General features: G+C 44.7%; 16 protein-coding genes. 7 read left to right on the top strand and 9 right to left on the bottom strand.

Going from position 1 to position 18,279, the window contains the following annotated elements:
* Positions 1 to 126 precede the first annotated feature (126 nt).
* Together ACEN82_RS06070 and ACEN82_RS06065 are read right to left on the bottom strand one after the other, a co-directional pair.
* Positions 127 to 1,095, bottom strand: coding sequence for a FecR family protein (locus tag ACEN82_RS06070; RefSeq protein ID WP_413318163.1), 969 nt, complete (start codon positions 1,093 to 1,095; stop codon positions 127 to 129).
* 67 nt (positions 1,096 to 1,162) lie between these two features.
* The gene (locus tag ACEN82_RS06065) at positions 1,163 to 1,792 is read right to left on the bottom strand and encodes an RNA polymerase sigma-70 factor (protein ID WP_413318165.1); all 630 of its coding nucleotides are present in this window, start codon (positions 1,790 to 1,792) and stop codon (positions 1,163 to 1,165) included.
* Positions 1,793 to 1,962: 170 nt separating this feature from the next.
* Between ACEN82_RS06065 and ACEN82_RS06060 the strand changes: the two genes are divergently transcribed.
* The 7 genes from ACEN82_RS06060 to ACEN82_RS06030 all read left to right on the top strand — a co-directional run bounded on the left by ACEN82_RS06060 (position 1,963) and on the right by ACEN82_RS06030 (position 7,816).
* Positions 1,963 to 2,649, top strand: a complete 687-nt coding sequence (locus tag ACEN82_RS06060; RefSeq protein ID WP_090526287.1) for an NUDIX hydrolase — start codon at positions 1,963 to 1,965, stop codon at positions 2,647 to 2,649.
* A gap of 345 nt (positions 2,650 to 2,994) precedes the next feature.
* A complete protein-coding gene (locus ACEN82_RS06055; RefSeq protein WP_413318167.1) occupies positions 2,995 to 3,891 on the top strand; it encodes an NUDIX domain-containing protein in 897 nt (298 codons plus the stop codon).
* Between the two features lie 4 nt (positions 3,892 to 3,895).
* Positions 3,896 to 5,314, top strand: a complete 1,419-nt coding sequence (locus ACEN82_RS06050; protein WP_413318169.1) for a nicotinate phosphoribosyltransferase — start codon at positions 3,896 to 3,898, stop codon at positions 5,312 to 5,314.
* 66 nt (positions 5,315 to 5,380) lie between these two features.
* Positions 5,381 to 6,283 carry a ribose-phosphate diphosphokinase gene (locus ACEN82_RS06045; RefSeq protein WP_413318171.1) on the top strand — a complete coding sequence of 301 codons (903 nt, stop codon included), beginning with the start codon at positions 5,381 to 5,383 and terminating at the stop codon, positions 6,281 to 6,283.
* A 26-nt stretch (positions 6,284 to 6,309) separates the two neighbouring features.
* Positions 6,310 to 6,732: a hypothetical protein gene (locus tag ACEN82_RS06040; RefSeq protein WP_413318173.1), complete on the top strand. Its 423-nt coding sequence runs from the start codon at positions 6,310 to 6,312 to the stop codon at positions 6,730 to 6,732.
* Positions 6,733 to 7,063: 331 nt separating this feature from the next.
* Positions 7,064 to 7,441: a hypothetical protein gene (locus ACEN82_RS06035; protein WP_413318175.1), complete on the top strand. Its 378-nt coding sequence runs from the start codon at positions 7,064 to 7,066 to the stop codon at positions 7,439 to 7,441.
* Between the two features lie 186 nt (positions 7,442 to 7,627).
* Positions 7,628 to 7,816 (top strand): hypothetical protein, encoded by a 189-nt coding sequence (locus ACEN82_RS06030; RefSeq protein ID WP_413318177.1) that lies wholly within the window; start codon positions 7,628 to 7,630, stop codon positions 7,814 to 7,816.
* A 425-nt stretch (positions 7,817 to 8,241) separates the two neighbouring features.
* Here the strand turns inward: ACEN82_RS06030 and ACEN82_RS06025 are convergent, their stop codons facing one another.
* The 7 genes from ACEN82_RS06025 to ACEN82_RS05995 all read right to left on the bottom strand — a co-directional run bounded on the left by ACEN82_RS06025 (position 8,242) and on the right by ACEN82_RS05995 (position 18,155).
* Positions 8,242 to 9,144, bottom strand: a complete 903-nt coding sequence (locus ACEN82_RS06025; protein WP_413318179.1) for a flavin reductase family protein — start codon at positions 9,142 to 9,144, stop codon at positions 8,242 to 8,244.
* 86 nt (positions 9,145 to 9,230) lie between these two features.
* Entirely contained in the window at positions 9,231 to 10,775 is a 1,545-nt protein-coding gene (locus ACEN82_RS06020) for a carboxylesterase/lipase family protein (protein ID WP_413318181.1), read from the bottom strand.
* Positions 10,776 to 11,454: 679 nt separating this feature from the next.
* Entirely contained in the window at positions 11,455 to 12,747 is a 1,293-nt protein-coding gene (locus ACEN82_RS06015; protein ID WP_413318183.1) for an NAD(P)/FAD-dependent oxidoreductase, read from the bottom strand.
* A 456-nt stretch (positions 12,748 to 13,203) separates the two neighbouring features.
* Positions 13,204 to 14,343: an XdhC family protein gene (locus ACEN82_RS06010; protein ID WP_413318185.1), complete on the bottom strand. Its 1,140-nt coding sequence runs from the start codon at positions 14,341 to 14,343 to the stop codon at positions 13,204 to 13,206.
* A gap of 14 nt (positions 14,344 to 14,357) precedes the next feature.
* Positions 14,358 to 16,490, bottom strand: a complete 2,133-nt coding sequence (locus tag ACEN82_RS06005) for a xanthine dehydrogenase family protein molybdopterin-binding subunit (RefSeq protein ID WP_413318187.1) — start codon at positions 16,488 to 16,490, stop codon at positions 14,358 to 14,360.
* Positions 16,491 to 16,530: 40 nt separating this feature from the next.
* The gene (locus tag ACEN82_RS06000; RefSeq protein ID WP_413318189.1) at positions 16,531 to 17,523 is read right to left on the bottom strand and encodes an FAD binding domain-containing protein; all 993 of its coding nucleotides are present in this window, start codon (positions 17,521 to 17,523) and stop codon (positions 16,531 to 16,533) included.
* The gene (locus ACEN82_RS05995; protein ID WP_413318191.1) at positions 17,520 to 18,155 is read right to left on the bottom strand and encodes a (2Fe-2S)-binding protein; all 636 of its coding nucleotides are present in this window, start codon (positions 18,153 to 18,155) and stop codon (positions 17,520 to 17,522) included. Before ACEN82_RS05995 ends, ACEN82_RS06000 begins: the two co-directional genes overlap by 4 nt.
* Positions 18,156 to 18,279 lie beyond the last annotated feature (124 nt).

The following is an 18,279-nucleotide window of genomic DNA, read 5'->3' as shown; positions in this document are numbered from 1 at the left end:
CCGGCATTTTAGTTTAACCCTGTCAAAATCCCTTTTGAGCAGGGTTTTTTAATGTATTTATGTTATCATAGCTTGTATTTAGGTTAACTGATAATTGGTATGTCTCTTTTATTAATTGGTTTTATGTTAGCAGCCCTTGCCTTTTAGCTGATAAGCCGGACCCTTTTGCACAGCTTTTCCCTTCACCAGTTTCGATATGATCTTCATGATATTTTCCAGTGAAACATTGGTAAAATTGGCTGTGATAGAACAACGCGCCAGATTAACATCGGCCTTTACGGTTACGTTAAAATGGCGATTAATAGTGTTAAGCACTTCGGGCAGCGCCATGTTTTTAAATACCAGTTCGCCGTCTTTCCAACTACTTAGTGCATTCACATCAACCTGTTTATTTTTGGTGACAGAAAGGCCATCTTTGTTAAAAACAACCTCCTCGGCGGGGGTTAAAAATGTGGTTGTATTTTTTGCTGCACCGGCCGGAGTAACTACCCCAACTTTGCCGCTTAAAACGTCAACCTTAATAAAGCTTTCGTTAGCGTAGGCTTTGATATTGAAACGGGTACCCAATACATGGGTGCTCACCTGCCCCGTATGTATAATAAAAGCTTTGGCCGGATCATGGGCTACATCCAAAAAAGCTTCACCTTCCAGCCTGATCTCTCGTTTTTTGCCCCGGAAGGTTTCAGGGTAAGTAAGCTTACTGCCCGCGTTTAACCATATTTTTGTGCCGTCGGCAAGGGTGAAGTTTACAGTTTGCCCGTTAGCAGCAACCAATTGTTTGCTGGCAATAGGATCCAAACGATCAAGCAGGGCATAGCGGTATTGATAAGCTATTGTTACTGAAATACATAAACCCGCAAGAAGCGAGGCAGCAACCATCCATTTTTTTGATTTGCCGGGAGTTTTCTTTTCTGCATTATCTAAAGCAGCATTGATCCTGCTGTATAAACCGTCGGCGTTAAATTCCACATCATCACCTGCTTCGTTTTGTACGCTGCAGAGATCAAGCTCATCGAAATACTTGTTTACAAGCTCTTCCTGCAAATGCCTGTCACTTGCACCGGATTGTTTTTTTCTGAAAGGGAATTTTGCCATGGTTTATAATTGCAGGATGCAATTAACCGGGGTCCCCCCCAAAGCAATTGAAAATATTTTTTTGGGTCTATTTGCCAAACATATGCAGCAATACCAGCGCCACTACCAACGGCAGGTAGTCAGTTAAGCCAGTGCGCAGGTATCTTAAAGCGATGGTGATCTGGTTTTCGACAGTTTTAATGGAGATGTTTAGCCGGGTGGCTATTTCTTTATTGCTGAGATATTCTTTACGGCTGAGGGTGAAGATCTGCCTGCATTTTTCGGGGAGTTGAGCTACGCCATCTTCCAGTAAATGAGCAATATCATCCTGGAACAATTTACTATCGGCCGAATACTTTTCAACAAGCGTTTCAATCACCGCAAGATCTACCGATGCCTTTTTAGTGCGAAGATAAAATAACACACGGTGCCTAATCGCCACTTTGAGGTAAGCCTCAAGCGAAGTGATATTTAGCTGGTTGCGCTTTGTCCACAGATCAATAAATAACTCCTGCACCAGGTCTTCACAAACATCCTTATCTCTGAAAAGATTATAAGCAGCGTAAAACAGCTTCGATGAATATTTATGGTACAGGATTTCAAATGCCTTACGGTCATCAAGCCTTAACTGCTCCAATAACCGGGCATCGGGCCACATTTGATATTCCTTATCGTGAAGCATAGCGGCGGTAAAACGGTTTACTGATCGGTAGGGCATATTTACAAGAAAATTTTTAAATAAAAAAACTTTTAATATTCCTTCCGCTTAACACCGTTACTTCACCAGCTAATAAAACGTAAAGAAATAGTGTTCGGCACACCGGTTTTAATTGATTGAATAGTTGCCTTTCTCTTGCCCCACCGCTTCTCAATATCTAACTTTGTATTATGTCAGTCGCCCAAAATATAAAGGTTGCCGTTGATGCCGTAGTATTTGGATATACCTCCAAGGAGGGATTATCCGTACTGCTCATCAAACGCAATATCGAACCTTTTAAAAACAGCTGGGCACTGCCGGGCGGCCTGGTAGGTGACCATGAATCGTTAGAGGAAGCCATTCAGCGCGAGCTACGGGAAGAAACCGGCGTAAACATCACTTACCTGGAGCAATTGTACAGCTTTGGCCAGCCGGGGCGCGACCCGCGTAACCGCGTGATCTCCATAACGTATTACGGACTTGTACGGCCCGACGCCTTCGTTGTTAAAGCCGCTACCGATGCCAGCGATGTAAACTGGTTCAATATCAAAAAGCTTCCCGCCCTGGCGTTCGATCATACTACCATTATTAGCGTAGCGCGCGAACGCCTTAAAAGCAAAATGCTTTATCAGCCCGTGGGCTTTGAGCTGCTTGAAGAAAAGTTCCCCTTTTCTGAACTCGAAAAACTCTACCTCGCCGTGCTCGACCGCCCTATCGACCGCCGTAACTTTAAAAAGAAGATCACCAAATACGGCTTCCTCGAAGAAACTACCGAAAAACAAGCCCTCGAAGGCGCCGGCAGACCGGGTAACCTTTTCCGCTTTAATGAGGAAAAGTATTTTCAGCTGAAAAAAGAAGGCATTAGTTTCGAGATATAAAGCCGGCCCCCTCTAAATCTCCCCCGGTTGAGGAGACTTTTAACTTTTCCATCGTCCCGAATTTATTTCGGGATCCAACATGCTAAGTCTCCGCTATGCTTGCACCTCGGCTTGTGGGGTGTTGAAATAAGTTCAACATGCCCACATCCGTCGCCCCGAATTTATTTCGGGATCTCACATGCTAAGTCTCCGCTATGCTTGCGCCTCGGCTTGTGGGGTGCTGAAACAAGTTCAGCATGACCTGTTTATTTTACCAGCATTATAAAATGCTCTAAAAAAATTAAAAAATAATTTGCGTATTAAAAACACATATTTATATTTGTGTATAATTAACGCAAATTAGAAATGAAAACAGGAGTAATTATAGCACGCTTTCAAACGCCATACCTGCATGAGGGTCACAGGGAATTGATAGCACAGGTTAAGCAAAACCATGCCAAACTGATCATACTGCTGGGCGTTAGCCCCATAAAAGGCAGTCGCAAAAACCCTTACGACTATTACACGCGTGAAAAAATGATCAAAAAGGATTATCCCGAAATTGTAGTACTGCCCATCAGCGATAACCCGAGCGATAAAATATGGTCGGATAACCTGGACAACCTGCTGAAAAGTGTTTTCAATGCCGAGCAGTTTTGTTTATACGGCAGCCGCGACAGCTTCATTCCCTACTACAGCGGTAAGTTTGAAACCATCGAACTACCCGAACACGGTGATTATAACGCAACCGAGCTACGCAAGCAATACGCCGATAAGGTTTTCGACTCAAATGATTTCCGTGCAGGTATCCTTTACGCTTACTATAACCAATATCCAAAAGTGTACCCTACCGTGGATGTAGCCCTGTTCAGGAATAACCGCAGCGAGATTCTCTTAGGCAAAAAAGCCATCAACAATAAATGGCGCTTTGTGGGCGGTTTCTCCGACCCGGAAGATGCCTGTTACGAAGATGCTGCCAAACGCGAGCTTACCGAAGAATGCGGCGAAATGCAAACCACCGCCATGCAGTACGAAACATCGGCCAAAATAAACGACTGGCGATACCGCAGCGAGGTTGATAAGATCATTACCCTGCTGTTTAGCTGTGATTTTATTGGCGGCGAGCCAAAGGCCCAGGATGATATTGCCGACCTGGCCTGGTTTAAACTAACAGACCTGCCTTTAATGATAAAAGATGGCTCTATTAGCGAAGAACACATTGAATTGTTTAATTTCATCACCGGCAAATACCTTAAAAACTAAAGTTATGAAAAAGGAAAATTTAATCCTCTTAGCCGACGCATATAAATACGCCCACCATAAATTTTACTACCCCGGTACCACCAATATTTACAGTTACCTGGAAAGCCGCGGGGGCATGTTCAACGAAACCGTTTTTTTCGGTCTGCAATATTTTTTGAAAGAATACCTGCAGGGACCAGCCTTTAACCAGGTTGACCTGGATGAGGCCGACGAATTTCTGAAACAGGTTTTCGGCAGGGATGATGTGTTTGATTGCAGCAAGTTTCAGTACATATTAGATAAATACAACGGTTACCTGCCTGTGCGCATCAAAGCTGTAGCCGAAGGTACCAGCGTGCCCACCGGCAACGTGCTCATGACCATTGAAAATACCGACCCTGAATGTTACTGGCTCACCAACTTCCTCGAAACCCTGCTGATGCAGGTTTGGTACCCTTGCACCGTAGCTACGCTTAGCCACGAGGTTAAAAAAGTAGTTACTCAATACTACGAGGAAACTGCCACACCCGAAGCTTTCGGCGGGATTGGTTTTGTGCTGAATGATTTCGGTTTCCGCGGGGTGAGCAGCGTGGAAAGTGCCAAAATAGGCGGGGCTGCGCACCTGCTCAGCTTTGCAGGCAGCGATAACCTTGCCGGCTCTGGTATGGCTATAAAATACTACCATGCCGAAAAGGTATACGGACTAAGCATTCCGGCTACGGAGCACAGCATTTGCACCCTGCTTGGGCAGCAAGGCGAACTGGAAGTTTTTAAACACGTGCTGCGCAGCTTCCCCACCGGTGTTATTGCCTGTGTAAGCGATAGTTTTAACATTTTCCGCGCCTGCAGCGAATACTGGGGCGAGGACCTGAAACAAGAGATCCTGAAACGCGACGGCACACTGGTGATCCGCCCGGACAGCGGCGACCCGGTCATGACCTTATTGGAGATCTTTAACATCCTGTTCGATAAGTTCGGCTTTACCACCAATGCCAAGGGGTGTAAAGTACTGCCTCCGCAGGTTAGGGTAATCCAGGGCGATGGGGTTAATTATACCGAGATAGGCGTGATTTACAAAGCCCTGAAAGAAAACGGCATCAGCGCCGAAAACCTGGTGCTGGGTATGGGCGGCGCATTACTGCAAAAAGTCGACCGTGATACCCAGAAATTCGCCCTGAAATGCAGCAGCGCAGTGATTAACGGCAAAGAGGTAGCCATTGAGAAAAGTCCGGCCGAAATGGACGCCAATGGCAACATCACCACCAGCTTTAAAAAGAGCAAGGGCGGCCGCCTTAAACTGGTAATAACTGCTGAAGGCTATAAAACCATTCAGCAGGACGAACAACCTGAACTTGCCGACCAGCTCCAAACCGTTTTTGAAAACGGCCATATCATGAAAGATTTTACTTTTGAACAGGTGATTGATACCTTGCAACACCAATAAATAACGATAACAAAAAAAGCTTTAAGCCTTAAGCATTCTGCTTTCAGCTCATATATAAATGCTCAAATGAAAAAATTACTATTCGCCATAACCGGATATGAATACCTTGCCGAAAAAGTGCTTGCCCTTGGCCATTGCGAACGCGGCGAAATTGAAGTAAGCCACTTTACCGATGGCGAGCGTTACCAGCGCATCCTATCCAACGTGGAAGGCCGCGAGGTGCTGCTGATTGGGGGCACCGTGAGCGACAGCGCCACGCTTGAACTGTACGACCTTGCCTCGTCGCTGGTAAGTTATGGCGCAGATTCGCTTACGCTGGTGATCCCCTACTTTGGTTACAGCACCATGGAACGCGCCATTAAACCCGGCGAAATTGTGACCGCCAAAACCCGCGCCCGTCTGCTTTCGGCCATACCAAAATCAAACCGGGGCAATAAAGTGATGCTGTTCGATCTGCATAGCGAGGGCATCCAGTACTATTTTGAGCAGGACCTATACCCGGTACACGTATACTGCAAGGATATTGTAATTGAAGCAGCCACCCGTTATGGCGGCGATAACTTTGTAATGGCCAGCACCGATGCCGGTCGTGCCAAATGGGTTGAGTCATTAGCTAACGACATGGGCGTAAATGCCGCTTTCATCCTGAAACGCCGCCTCAAAGGCGATCACACCGAAGTAAGCGCTATCAATGCCGACGTAGCCGGAAAAACGGTCATTATCTATGACGATATGATCCGCTCAGGGGGCAGCATCGTAAACGCCGCGATGACTTATAAAAACGCCGGTGCCGGTGATATTTATGTGATTACCACGCATGGTTTGTTTGTGAACGATGGTATTGGGAAATTAAAGGCCTGCGGCGCTATTAAAAAGTTGATTTGCACCGATACGCATGTGAATTGTAAGGATTTGGAGGGGGATGATTTTGTGGAGGTGCAGACTGTGGCGGGGTTGATTTGTGGGTGAAGCACTAAGAGATTTTTTAAAAGAATTTGTTATTCAAAGAAACTAAGCAATATCAAAGCAAAAAGAGTATTCAAAAAAGAGATCGAATTATGCAAGACATAGAGGACCGTTTTCTTTGGCAAAGCAAGATTAACTATATAAAAGGAATCACCCCTTCCAATCCACTTGATTATGAAAAAGAAGATTATGTCCAAATGGTGGAAATTGGAAAAGAATATTTCCTACGAGGAAAATCACTTGAATTCTGCTATTTTTTTAGGGAAAGCCAATACTTTATTCCTTTATGGGCTGCGCATATTTTACTTGAGTATGGACAGCCCGATAATGAAATGAAGAAAGATTGTATCGAAATTATAAAAGCATATTGTGATTTCCCTTTGAATGAAAGAATTTCTAAAGAAGAAAATGATTGGATAGAAAATAACTTGAAATATTTTTCACAATATTAACCTTTCTTGTCCTAAAATAGGTTAATACAATAGTGGCAAAAATTTTAAACGACCGTTGCTGGTGCACGCGTACCGCGTGTTCCTCTCAACCTTACCTTGAATGCCCAATTAAGTGAAGCTATCTTGATAAATATTATTTAAAAACGAAAAGTGAAAAGTACACGCAACGCAGGTATATCGGCGATAAAAACACTCGACACCGCAATCATATATACCGTATCTTTCAAGAATTAACCATAGCTTTAAAAACAGAAATCATCAACACAACCATGCCCACATAAAAAAGAGCATAACCGATGGCGCTTATCTATCTCATAAAAAATACCGCTAAATGAACCGGGAGTTAATAGAAAAATACGAGATTAATTTTACCAATAAGGTTATGGACATGGGCAAATGGGGTAAAAAGATTAGTAAGATACCACATACCAATAGTATAGCCAGCAGCTTTTTATATGGTTGGGGGGCGGATGACCTGACTAAAGAGGTAATCCCACAGATAGAAAAAGTACTCGGCGGTGAACTTACCGAATATGAAACCGGCTCCGATCTTGTAGAAATTACGGTTTATAAAACCACTACGATATTTTATATAAGTGATGTTGGCAGGAATTATCCGCAAGTTCCTACTATAGAATTAAAAGAACTTGCAGTAGCATGGCGGGACTTTCTGTTACAGCCACCATTTAACGGAGATACTGTATTATAATGCGCTTTGCAGATCTAAAGGCGCCGCAGGCGTCCCCTCGCTGGTGCACGCGTGCCGCGTGTTCCTCTTAAACTTACCTTGCCCCCAGTTAAATGAAGCTATCTTGCTAAATATTATTTTAAAACAAGATGAGTAAAGTACACGCGACACGCGTGCACCAGCAATGAGATATTTGTTACTTTCAAAATGAAATATTTATCATCAGAACAATTAAAAACCAATTTATCATCAGGTAAGCCAATTGAACAATGGCTATCTCACCAAAAGCAGAGTGACTATACCATTTTAAAGTGGTTGAGGATTGATAAAGAAAAAGACTCGACCTTTAGTGTAAGTTATATAGAATGCTTTGATGAAGGTAATGAAGATTTTTAGATATCTACGAATTTGCACCATTAGACCCTGACGAACCTTTCATCGTCAATTCGTTTAACAATATCAATGAGGCTTTAATCTTTGCGATAGATAAGTACGAGGCCTCAGAAAGCAGGTTTGTTTTGGCAGGGCTGATACAGGAAGAGTATAAAGAATATTTAATGCAACGATAATTCTTTGCTACTGAATATAAAAACAGCCCACCCACTGATCGAAGTTTAGCGACAGCATAACTTCGTGCTAAAATAATCTAAGCTTTAAGCTTAACTTTTGACGGTGGTAATTACTTTACTGCCAGTCAGGCTACGCAAGCAAAATGCCTGCATAGTTTTAGGTCTAAGTTACGCTATCGCTAAACTTAGACCAAGTTAAGCTGAATTTACAATGCTTAAGACCTCAGCTTTCGATAAATGCTATCGCAAGGCTTAAATAACCTGCATCAACAACGCTTTCCAGGCATCCATTACCCGGCCGTTATCTAACAATTGTTTGGCTTTTAAATGCAGGTACAGGGTGCGGGTGTCACTGGTGGCAGCATCAGCCAGTTCTTTCATTTCATCGGTTTTGCTAAAAGTGCTTACCTCCTCATCGGATGGCAGCGTTTCAACAAGCCCCAATACCCCCAGATCATTCCCGGTCAATACTTTGGAGTATTTAACCTCTTTTGGAAAAGCATCTACACCGATACCTATGCCGGCGCTGCCTGTTGGTTTGGAAATTTTAAATAAATTATCACCGGTTACCCTGCAATACCAATCGCCGCCTAAACGGGCCACCAGATCTATTTTATGCGGGTCTATTTTATCATTAGCATCCAAAATAGCTTCGCTGATATGAATCCGTTTCACCTCGGCAATAACCAAATTACCCGCGCCCCCGTTTTCTCCTAACGATATCACATCATTCACTGCACATTCCAGTTGAACGGTCGACTCCGCTACCCTCGGTGGCTTTACCGTATCCGAAGCGAGTTCAGTAAAACCTGCTTTCGCAAATTCGTTTACCCCTTTTTTGTAATCCATACTGGTTAAATAGGTTTGTTGCACCATATCGTAGTTCACAATATTGATCACACATTCAGGCACTTCCAAAACGTTGTCGAGCGTGTGTTTAGTGGTATTATCCCGCGCCCTGCTTGTGGGCGAAAAAACGCATATTGGCGGATTGATACTAAAAACATTAAAAAAACTAAACGGACTTAAATTAACCCCGCCGTTTTTGTCGATGGTGGATACAAAGCATATTGGTCGGGGTGCAATGGCATGGTGCAAATAAACCTGCATTTCGGCCGGTGTTAACGATGCTGCATCAATAGTTCTTAACTTCATTCAAGTTTTATTTAAAGCTTAATCAGCTTAACAGCTATTTCCTTTGATCCGGTACCAACCTTTACGAGAAGCCAGGCACCCCCGGTTTACTTAACACCGGCCTGGCCATCCGGTGAACGCCTCCATCTGAAATAAGAATCCAATGCTTTCAGCGACGCAAGGTCCGGAACAGGGCCGGTATGCGCCGTTTGGGAAAAGTACATTACTACCGGGCGGGCAGGGCTGTAGGCCGGCCATTCGGGCTTTCCGGCACCATTGGGGTCGCCATACTTTGCAAAGTTTGTCCAGTAAGTACTCATCGCATCCGAAATATCCAGGTCTGCTTTAGCCTGAGCACCTGAGGCATTAAGCAGGCCGAACACGTAAGCCACTTCCTGTGCATGCGGCGATCCATAACCCGCCTGCGGAGAACCTGCCGGATACTCGGGGTGTTGATCAAAATAATAATAAAAAACCTTGGATTTACCCTTTTTTGCCTGTAATGTAGCCCAACTCCAGGTATGCCAGCCAAACGCTGCATCACGTGTTAAGTCGCGCGCGGTTTTTGCTACCGTACCTGTGCCGGGCGGATAAGCCTTAATAAGTTCATCGGCGAATTTTCCATAACGTTTTTTTACCGCGGCGATATAGTCATCCGTAGTTTTGGGCGGCGAAAAACTGGCTCCTTCATCAGAGTTGTAGCCAACCAGTATCGGTATGTCGTTGTACTTCCCGGCTTCGTAGAGCTTATACTGATCATCGGGGATCACCCAGCCATCAACAATGGGCCATGCAAGCCCGCGTACGGCGGGGAGCTTATCAGCATCAACTTTTCGCAAACTGTCAATTGAGGGATACCCGGCACCTTTAGCATATGCTTCGCCGACAGCCTCGGCATCATGCAGCTTTTTCATATTTTCGCCAGGAAAGGTTGTGGTACGCGTTGGACCAAATGAGCCCCCGCTTTCGGAAATGGCCCCGCGAAACAGTCCTTTAGCCAGTGGGCTTGCACATAACATACTAACTGCGATGCCTCCTGCCGATTCGCCAAAAATAGTTACCTTGCCAGGATCGCCCCCAAAGGCCGCGATATTTTGCTTAATCCATTTAAGTGCTGCTATCATATCAAGAAGGCCGTAATTACCGGAAACGTGGTTGGGGCTTTCGGCGCTTAATTCAGGATGCGCCAAAAATCCAAGCTGGCCCACGCGATAGGCAATGCTTACCAGCACTACATTTTTTTTTGCCAGGTTGGCGCCGTTATAAGCCCATTCGGCAGTGCCGCCGGCATTGAAAGCACCGCCGTAAATCCATACAAGGACCGGAATTTTGCTATCGGGTGATTTAGCAGGTGTCCAAACGTTCAGGTACAAGCAATCTTCACTTTTTCCCGACACAGGGTTGCCCCCCTGCATGGGTTCAGGGGCAAATTTGTCGGCCAGGCGCACACCATCCCATTTTGCGGCGGGCTGAGGCGGGCACCAGCGCAATTTGCCTACCGGAGGAGCGGCAAATGGAATGCCTTTATAAACTGTGAGGCTGTTTTCAAAGGTACCCTGCAGCAGCCCTTCATTTACCTTAACAGGAGCCGGTTGTGCATTGGCAGCTACCACAGTAAGCACTGAAGCAAGCATAAAAATTAAACGTCTCATAAAATTGCGATTGGTTGTTCAAAACTACCATTAAACCGCTAAATCGCAACTGTGAAAACAAGTATTTTACCGTGCTGGTGCGCGTTTCACGGGTATCTCTAAACTAATATCAGAAAAAGCACATGGGCATATGTGCACGGCAATAAAAGTGACCCAAGCCTCGGGGCTGACGAAGCTTCGCTTCGTCACATACACAGAAAGCGCAAAGCTAATCTTCCCGGCATCAAGCAATGGTGGCAGTACTTTGTCACCATCAAGATTCCAACAACCAGCCTTATCAAAAAACATTAAAAAAAAGTGTAAAAATACACTCAAAAATCAGCCCCTATTTTAACTAAGAGTGAAACACCAAACAAATACACCAAAAAGTTTTAAAAACTGATTATCAACAATTTAACTATGTTTCATACAAAAACACAAACCACTGATTATCAATGAATAGCATTTTTAACCCGTTCCATTATTTTACATTTAAAAAATGGAACACATGGATTTTAAAAAAAAGAAGCACCGGCCTTTTTTCATTTTTTTTTCGGGAATCAAAAAATTGGGACAGCCCATTTGTTACAATGCTCCCGGTCATAAATGCTCTTGAACATTATTTAAGAAACAAAAAGGGGCAGCAACCTGCACCAGGCGCTGCCCCTTTTTGTATATGCAAACCATTTAATACCGACGATTAATCTGCCCGGCTCTCCCCACTCCCGAATATCATCCTTAGTGCCTGGTCGCGTGTTAAAAAGGCTACCGCCCAGTTATACAAAGTTTTAATTTTATTATTATAATTCACTAAGGACATCAGGTGGATAAATAGCCATACAAATAAAGCCGCAATACCACTAAGGTGTACCTTGTGCTTAAACAGGTCGACCACGGCATTATGCCGGCCAACAATGGCCATATCTCCCCTGTCGAAATACTTAAATGGTTTTATGGCTTTGCCTTTTGCCATGGCTATAAAGTTCTTGGCGGTATTGCGTCCCATTTGTATAGCAACCTGTGCCAGTTGCGGGTGCCCTTTTGGATAAATTGGATCGGTTATTTGCACACTGATATCGCCTATGGCGTATATATCTTCAAGGTCTTTAACCCGGTTATATTCGTCAGTGATCATGCGGCGGCCTATGCCTAAACTACTCGCAGGGATACCCTCAAAAGTATTGGCAATTATACCGGCAGCCCAAATCAGGGTTTTGGCTTCAAGTGTTTCTCCATCGGCAAAGGTTATCACACCATTATTAAAATCGTTTACATGGGCATTTAATTTAACTTCAACACCCAACTCAATCAGTGCCTGGCGGGTTTCCTTGTGGGTTTTATCACTCATGGGGGCAAGCAAATCAGGGCCGCCATCAACTATGTAAATTTTACCTTTTGCATTCATTAGCTCGGGGTAATCCTTTTTCAGGATATAGTTTTTCATTTCGGCAAGCATACCAGCTACTTCAACACCAGTTGGACCGCCCCCGGCAACTACTATGGTTAAAAGCTTTTGACGCTCTATCGGATCGGTAGTAATGGCTGCCTTTTCCATTGTTTTAATAAGGCTGTTACGCATTCGGAGCGCATCATCAATTTCTTTAAGGGAGATGGCATTTTGTTTGATACTCTCAATCCCGTAAAAATTTGTACTTGCACCGGCCGCGAAAACGAGGTAATCATAAGATAGCTCGCCATTACTCAAATAAAGAATCTTTGCCGCAGGATCAACCTTAACCACGGCTGCCATACGGAAACTCAATCTTTTATCCCTGAAAAGCTTACGGAAGGGATAGCTGATACTTGATGGTTCAAGGAAACTGGTTGCTACCTGGTAAAGCAGCGGTGTAAAATAATTGTAGTTATTTTTATCAACCAGGGTAACATCATAATACTTGTTTTTATATAGCTGCTGTGCAATGTTAAGCCCGGCAAAACCGCCGCCAACAATTACTATCTTTTTTTTGCCGCTTTGGGGTGTTATACTTGTCATGATACTTAATATTTTATAGGCAGGTAAAGCAGGATCAGGTCCCGATCTGAAAAATATTCCGGCTTCATTTGCCTCGTTTTTCTACCATAAATTTACTAAAGTTTATGGCAACCGGCCTCATCTTAGTGTAAATATTACACACTTAAAAACTCAACCCATTCCGCTGCATTACCTCACCTACGCGATACAAAATTGCGCAGTAATACCTGATTAAAAATGGCTAAAGTTCTGATGTTTTGGTCTATTTTACGGTTCGGGACAATTAATGATTGCGGTATGACAAATCGCAACCAAAACTGTTAATTCGAAGAAGATTTGAAAAACTAACTAAAGTAATTATTTAGAGTCTACTAATTTCATATAAAATATTTGAATAAAGTTAATAGGCAATCTTTGGATTTAAGCTTTATGCGTTTTGCCTTCTGCTTTTAGCTTTCAAATCCAGATACCTGACGGCTACTTAACCAGGTATTGAAGATTAGAAATATGAATGGGCGCGGGTTTATATTTCAATGAATATCCCTGGCGTGCTGATAATACCGCCTTAATTTCAGACATAATCGATAAGGCTATCTCTTCCGCCCCCTCTGCGCCTATATCCAAGCCGACCGGGCCATAGATGTTGTTCATTTGTGCTTCGCTAATAGATATGCCTGCATGTTCAACTTCTGCCAGCATACGGTCCAATTTCTTTTTGGGGCCGAGGATACCGATATAAGGTAACGATGTATGTAATAGTTCTTTAAGCAGTGCTACCTCATAGTTATAATTGTGGGTCATCATAACAATAGCCGTACGATCATTGGTCTTTATATGCGATAATACATCGGCTGGTTTGGCAGTTACAATATTTTGAGCAAACGGGAACCGTTGCTTAACGGCATAATTAGGCCGACCATCTATCACGGTAATATTCCAGCCTAAAACCGCAGCTATTCGTGTTAAAGGAATTGCGTCGTTACCTGCCCCTATAATCACGAGTGAAATCACAGGTTTAATATGTTCTACAAAAGCGGTATACTCGGTATCAGCCTGGTAAAACCGTATTTCTGATCGCCGTTCCTCCAGTACCCTTTCAGCATCACTTACCAAAGCAACTTGGTATTGCAGATGCCCGGAATGGTTCACCGTAAGTTTATCTTCGGCAAGGCAAAGGCAGGTACCTGGCTGTGAGGCTTTTCTGTCTTTAATAGAAAACACGGTGGCAAGTACGGCATACTGACCATTGCTGACGATATTTTTCAACAGACTAATTGGGTTATTGATATCACTGGTTATAGGTTCAATAAGAATATGGATAATACCGTTGCAGCCCAATCCTACGCCCAGCTTGGCATCATCATCGTCGGTAGTATCATAGGTTACCAGTAAAGGTTGTTGCTGCAGGATCACGAGTCGGGCTTTGCGGAGGGCATCACCTTCCAAACACCCGCCGCTGATGGCGCCGGTAAGTTGCCCGTCCTCAGTAATCAGCATACGTGCACCGGCCCGACGATAGGCAGAACCTTCCACCAATACAACAGTAGCCAGGGCAGTTTTCTTTCCCAGCGCATGTGCCTCATCATAGGCAGCAACAATATCAATGATCTCTTTCATCAGCAGCTTTACAGCTATATCAGTTTATCGGGTGTTATGGGCAGTTCCCTTACCCTTTTGCCCGTAGCATTATAAATGGCGTTTGCCAAAGCGGGAGCTACCCCTATCAACGAAATTTCGCCAATACCTTTGGTGCCTACCGGATTTAAAACCGGATCGGGCTTATCAATAAATATGGCTTCTATCTGCTGGATATCGGCATTTACAGGCACGTGGTAATCAGCAAAGTTACCATTAACATAGCGCCCGTAACGATCATCAAAAACAGCTTCTTCGGTCATGGCCATGCCAACGCCACCAGCCGCGCCGCCAATCATCTGGCTGCTGGCGGTTTTGTGGTTAACTATTTTTCCGGCATCAACACAGGCTACAATCTTTTTGATCTTTACCTGCCCCGTAAGCGGGTGTACATGCACTTTGGCAAAATGCGCCGAAAACGAGTACATGGAATATTTTTGCGCTTCTGGATTGCCTTTTGATTCTTGTGTAAGCTCAACCGAGGGCATATTATTTTGCTTTAACAACGCAGCATAGTCAATAGGCTCTGTACTGTCGGCGGGTTTGCCGGCCATGGTGTACAGCTTCTGTTTCAAAGCCACACACACATCATGTACCGCCGAACCAACAGATGATACCGTTGCCGACCCACCCTGCGTTGGCGCGTTAGGAAAAGCCGAATTGCCCAGCTCAAACGTGATCTTATCCGCAGGGATTCCCAAAGTATCAGCAGCTATCAACACCATTGATGTGCCGGTGCCCGGGCCGATATCGCTCGTGGCACTCTGAATGTTCACACTGCCATCGGCCGTCAACTTTATTTTAGCCACGGCATTGCCCCGGTATGCGCCAAACGCACCGCAGCCTATCCCGTAGCCTACCAGCCATTCGCCCTCTTTATTGGCGCCGGGTTGGGCTTTACGATCAGCCCAGCCTATGGCCTCGGCCCCTTTCTGGTAACATTCCTTTAGGTATTTGCTCGACCATGGCTTGTTCCGTTCAGGATCGGTATCGGTATAGTTTCTTAGTCTTAACTCTATAGGATCGAGGTTAAGCTTGTAAGATAGCTCATCCAGCGCCGATTCAAGTGCGAAAGAACCTGTAGCCTCTCCCGGACCACGCATAGGCGCAGGCACGCCTACATTTAAAGGCACTATCTTATAAAGCGTATTTACATTAGGGCTGTTATATAAAAACTGCGATACATTTACCGCCCCTTCAGTAAATTCTTCATAAACAGCTGTTTGCGAATGCGATTCATGGGTAATACCAATCAACTTACCATCGGCAGTAGCGCCCAGTCCTATCTTTTGAATGGTTAAAGGGCGATAGCCTACCTGCGTAAACATCTGTTCGCGGGTGAGTGTAAGTTTAACCGGGCGTTTTACCAGTTTAGCTGCCTGTGCGGCTGCAATTTCATGCGGCCAGGTACGTAACGAAGAGCCGAAAGCTCCACCAACAAACCTCGAATTGATCTGCACATTATCGGGGTTAAGTCCGAATGCCGCAGCTATGGATCGCTGGGAACCTTTTACGCCCTGCGATTTGGTATACAGTGTAACTTTATCATCCCCATCCCAAAAAGCGGTGGTAACGTGCAACTCCATAGGGTTATGTACTTCTGTGGGAAGCAGATATTCCTCCTCAACCATTACCGGGGCATTTTTATAGGCGTTTACCTCACCGCGCACATAATCTTTATAATTACCTTTTTGCGGGGTTACCCCTTTATCTATGTTTTTATGAAAATCCGTTTCAAAAGGCTCGGTATTGTAAGTTGCTTTAACCAGGCTTGCCGCGTAGGTAGCCCGTTCAAAGGTATCAGCAACTACCAACGCAATGGGTTGCGCGTTAAAGTAGATCTTATTATCATTAAATAACTTAAGCCCGCGTACCGGCCTTTCGGCGCCGGCCTGGTAGCCAGGTACTTTTGGCGCATTAAATGGCGTAATGACAACAAGCACCCCCGGCGCACGCTCGGCAGCCCTGGTATCAAGTGCAGTTACTGTACCAGAAGCAATGGTTGCCGATACCAGCACCCCATAGGTGAGGTTGGGGACTTTATACTCACCGCTGTATTTAGCTCCGCCGGTTACTTTTAACCGGCCATCAACACGGCTTAAGGAATCGCCAATTGCGTCTTTTTTCATGAAGATCAGTATTAAGTCTATTAGCTAAATAGTTGTTAATTTATGATGCAAGGCCGGTGGCCAATTTTAAGGATTGTACAATAGCATTATGCGCAAGCTTTAACTTAAACTTGTTGTATTCATAAGCTTTAGCTCCCTGCATGGCAATTTGCGCGGCCTGCTTAAAAATATCTTCAGTAACAGCTTTACCTTTTAAAAATGTTTCGGCAGTGGTTAAACGCCATGGCTTATGTGCCACCCCACCCATGGCCAGCCTTGCGCCTGTAATGGTATTATTTTCGATATGCAAAGCAGCAGCCACCGAAACCAGGGCAAAGGCATATGATGTGCGGTCGCGGATCTTTAAATAGTAAACATGCTTGTTATAAGCAGATGATGCTGCAGGCAGATCAACTGAAGTGATCAACTCGCCTTTTTGCAAGGTGTTATCAAGTTCAGGATGGTCGCCTGGCAAGCGGTGAAAATCACCAATCTTAATGGTTCTCGGGCCTTTTACGCCCGTTACGTGGATGGAAGCATCCAACGCGGCCAACGCCACATTCATATCACTGGGGTTAACAGCAATACATTTATCGCTGGCGCCAAAAAGTGCATGCATACGATTAATGCCCTCCAACGCCCCACAACCGCTTCCGGGAGTACGTTTATTGCAAGGCATAGCAGTATCAAAAAAATAAGGACAGCGGGTACGCTGCATAAGATTGCCGCCAACGGTAGCCATATTGCGCAGTTGCGGCGAAGCACCGGCATTGATGGCCAGCGCCAGCAACGAGTATTGCGCCTTTATATAAGCGTGCTCGGCAACCTCGCTATTGGAGGCTAAAGCACCTATGTGTATACCTGTAGGCGTTCTCTCTATCTTTTTAAGCGGGAGGCGGTTAATATCAATCAACTTGTCCGGTACCACCAATCCCATTTTCATCATATCAACCAAATTGGTTCCGCCTGCCAAAAAGTAACCGTTTGGTTCTTTTGCCAATGATTTAATGGCGACAGCCGTTTCGGCTGGTCGTGTGTATTGAAACTGGTTCATACCATACCTCCTTTAACTTCCTGAATAGCTTTAACAATATTGGGATAAGCGCCGCAACGGCAAATGTTACCGCTCATAAATTCCCTGATCTCCGCTTCAGAACCGGCATGTCCCTCTTTCAGCAAAGCCACGGCCGACATGATCTGTCCTGATGTACAATATCCGCATTGAAAACCATCATGCTTAATAAAAGCCTCCTGCATGGGGTGCAGCTCTTCCTCTTTGGCAAGACCTTCAATAGTGGTTATCTTTTTACCATCATTTGTTAATGCAAGACTTAGGCATGAGTTAACGCGTACGCCATTTACATGCACCGTACAAGCGCCGCACTGGCCGCGGTCGCAACCCTTTTTGGTACCCGTAAGGTCGAGGTATTCGCGCAGTGCTTCCAGCAGGGTTACACGCGGTTCAACCATCAATTCATGTTTTACACCGTTCACCTCCAGGTGCAGGGCTTGCTTTTCAAAAACGCCGGCAAGTTTCTCATCCCATTGGTTTTCGGCCGCTTTAACTACAGTACCCGGTGTTAAGGCAATGGCCGTTAACAGCGATGTTTGCTTAAGAAAATCACGGCGCGTTCCGTTTGAATTGTCTTCGCCGTCGGTTGGAGTGCAGGGCTTTGTTGTAGACATAGGTACAGCGATTTATAATTACACCAAGATAGCACTTTTAATATCAATAACTCCGTAACAAATTTGTTTTGAACAATGAATAATCCAATTATTCAATCACTGCGCTTTTAATATTTCTTCTAAC

The organism is Mucilaginibacter sp. Mucisp73 (genome assembly GCF_059491465.1).
This window is presented reverse-complemented; position numbering and strand designations above follow the sequence as displayed.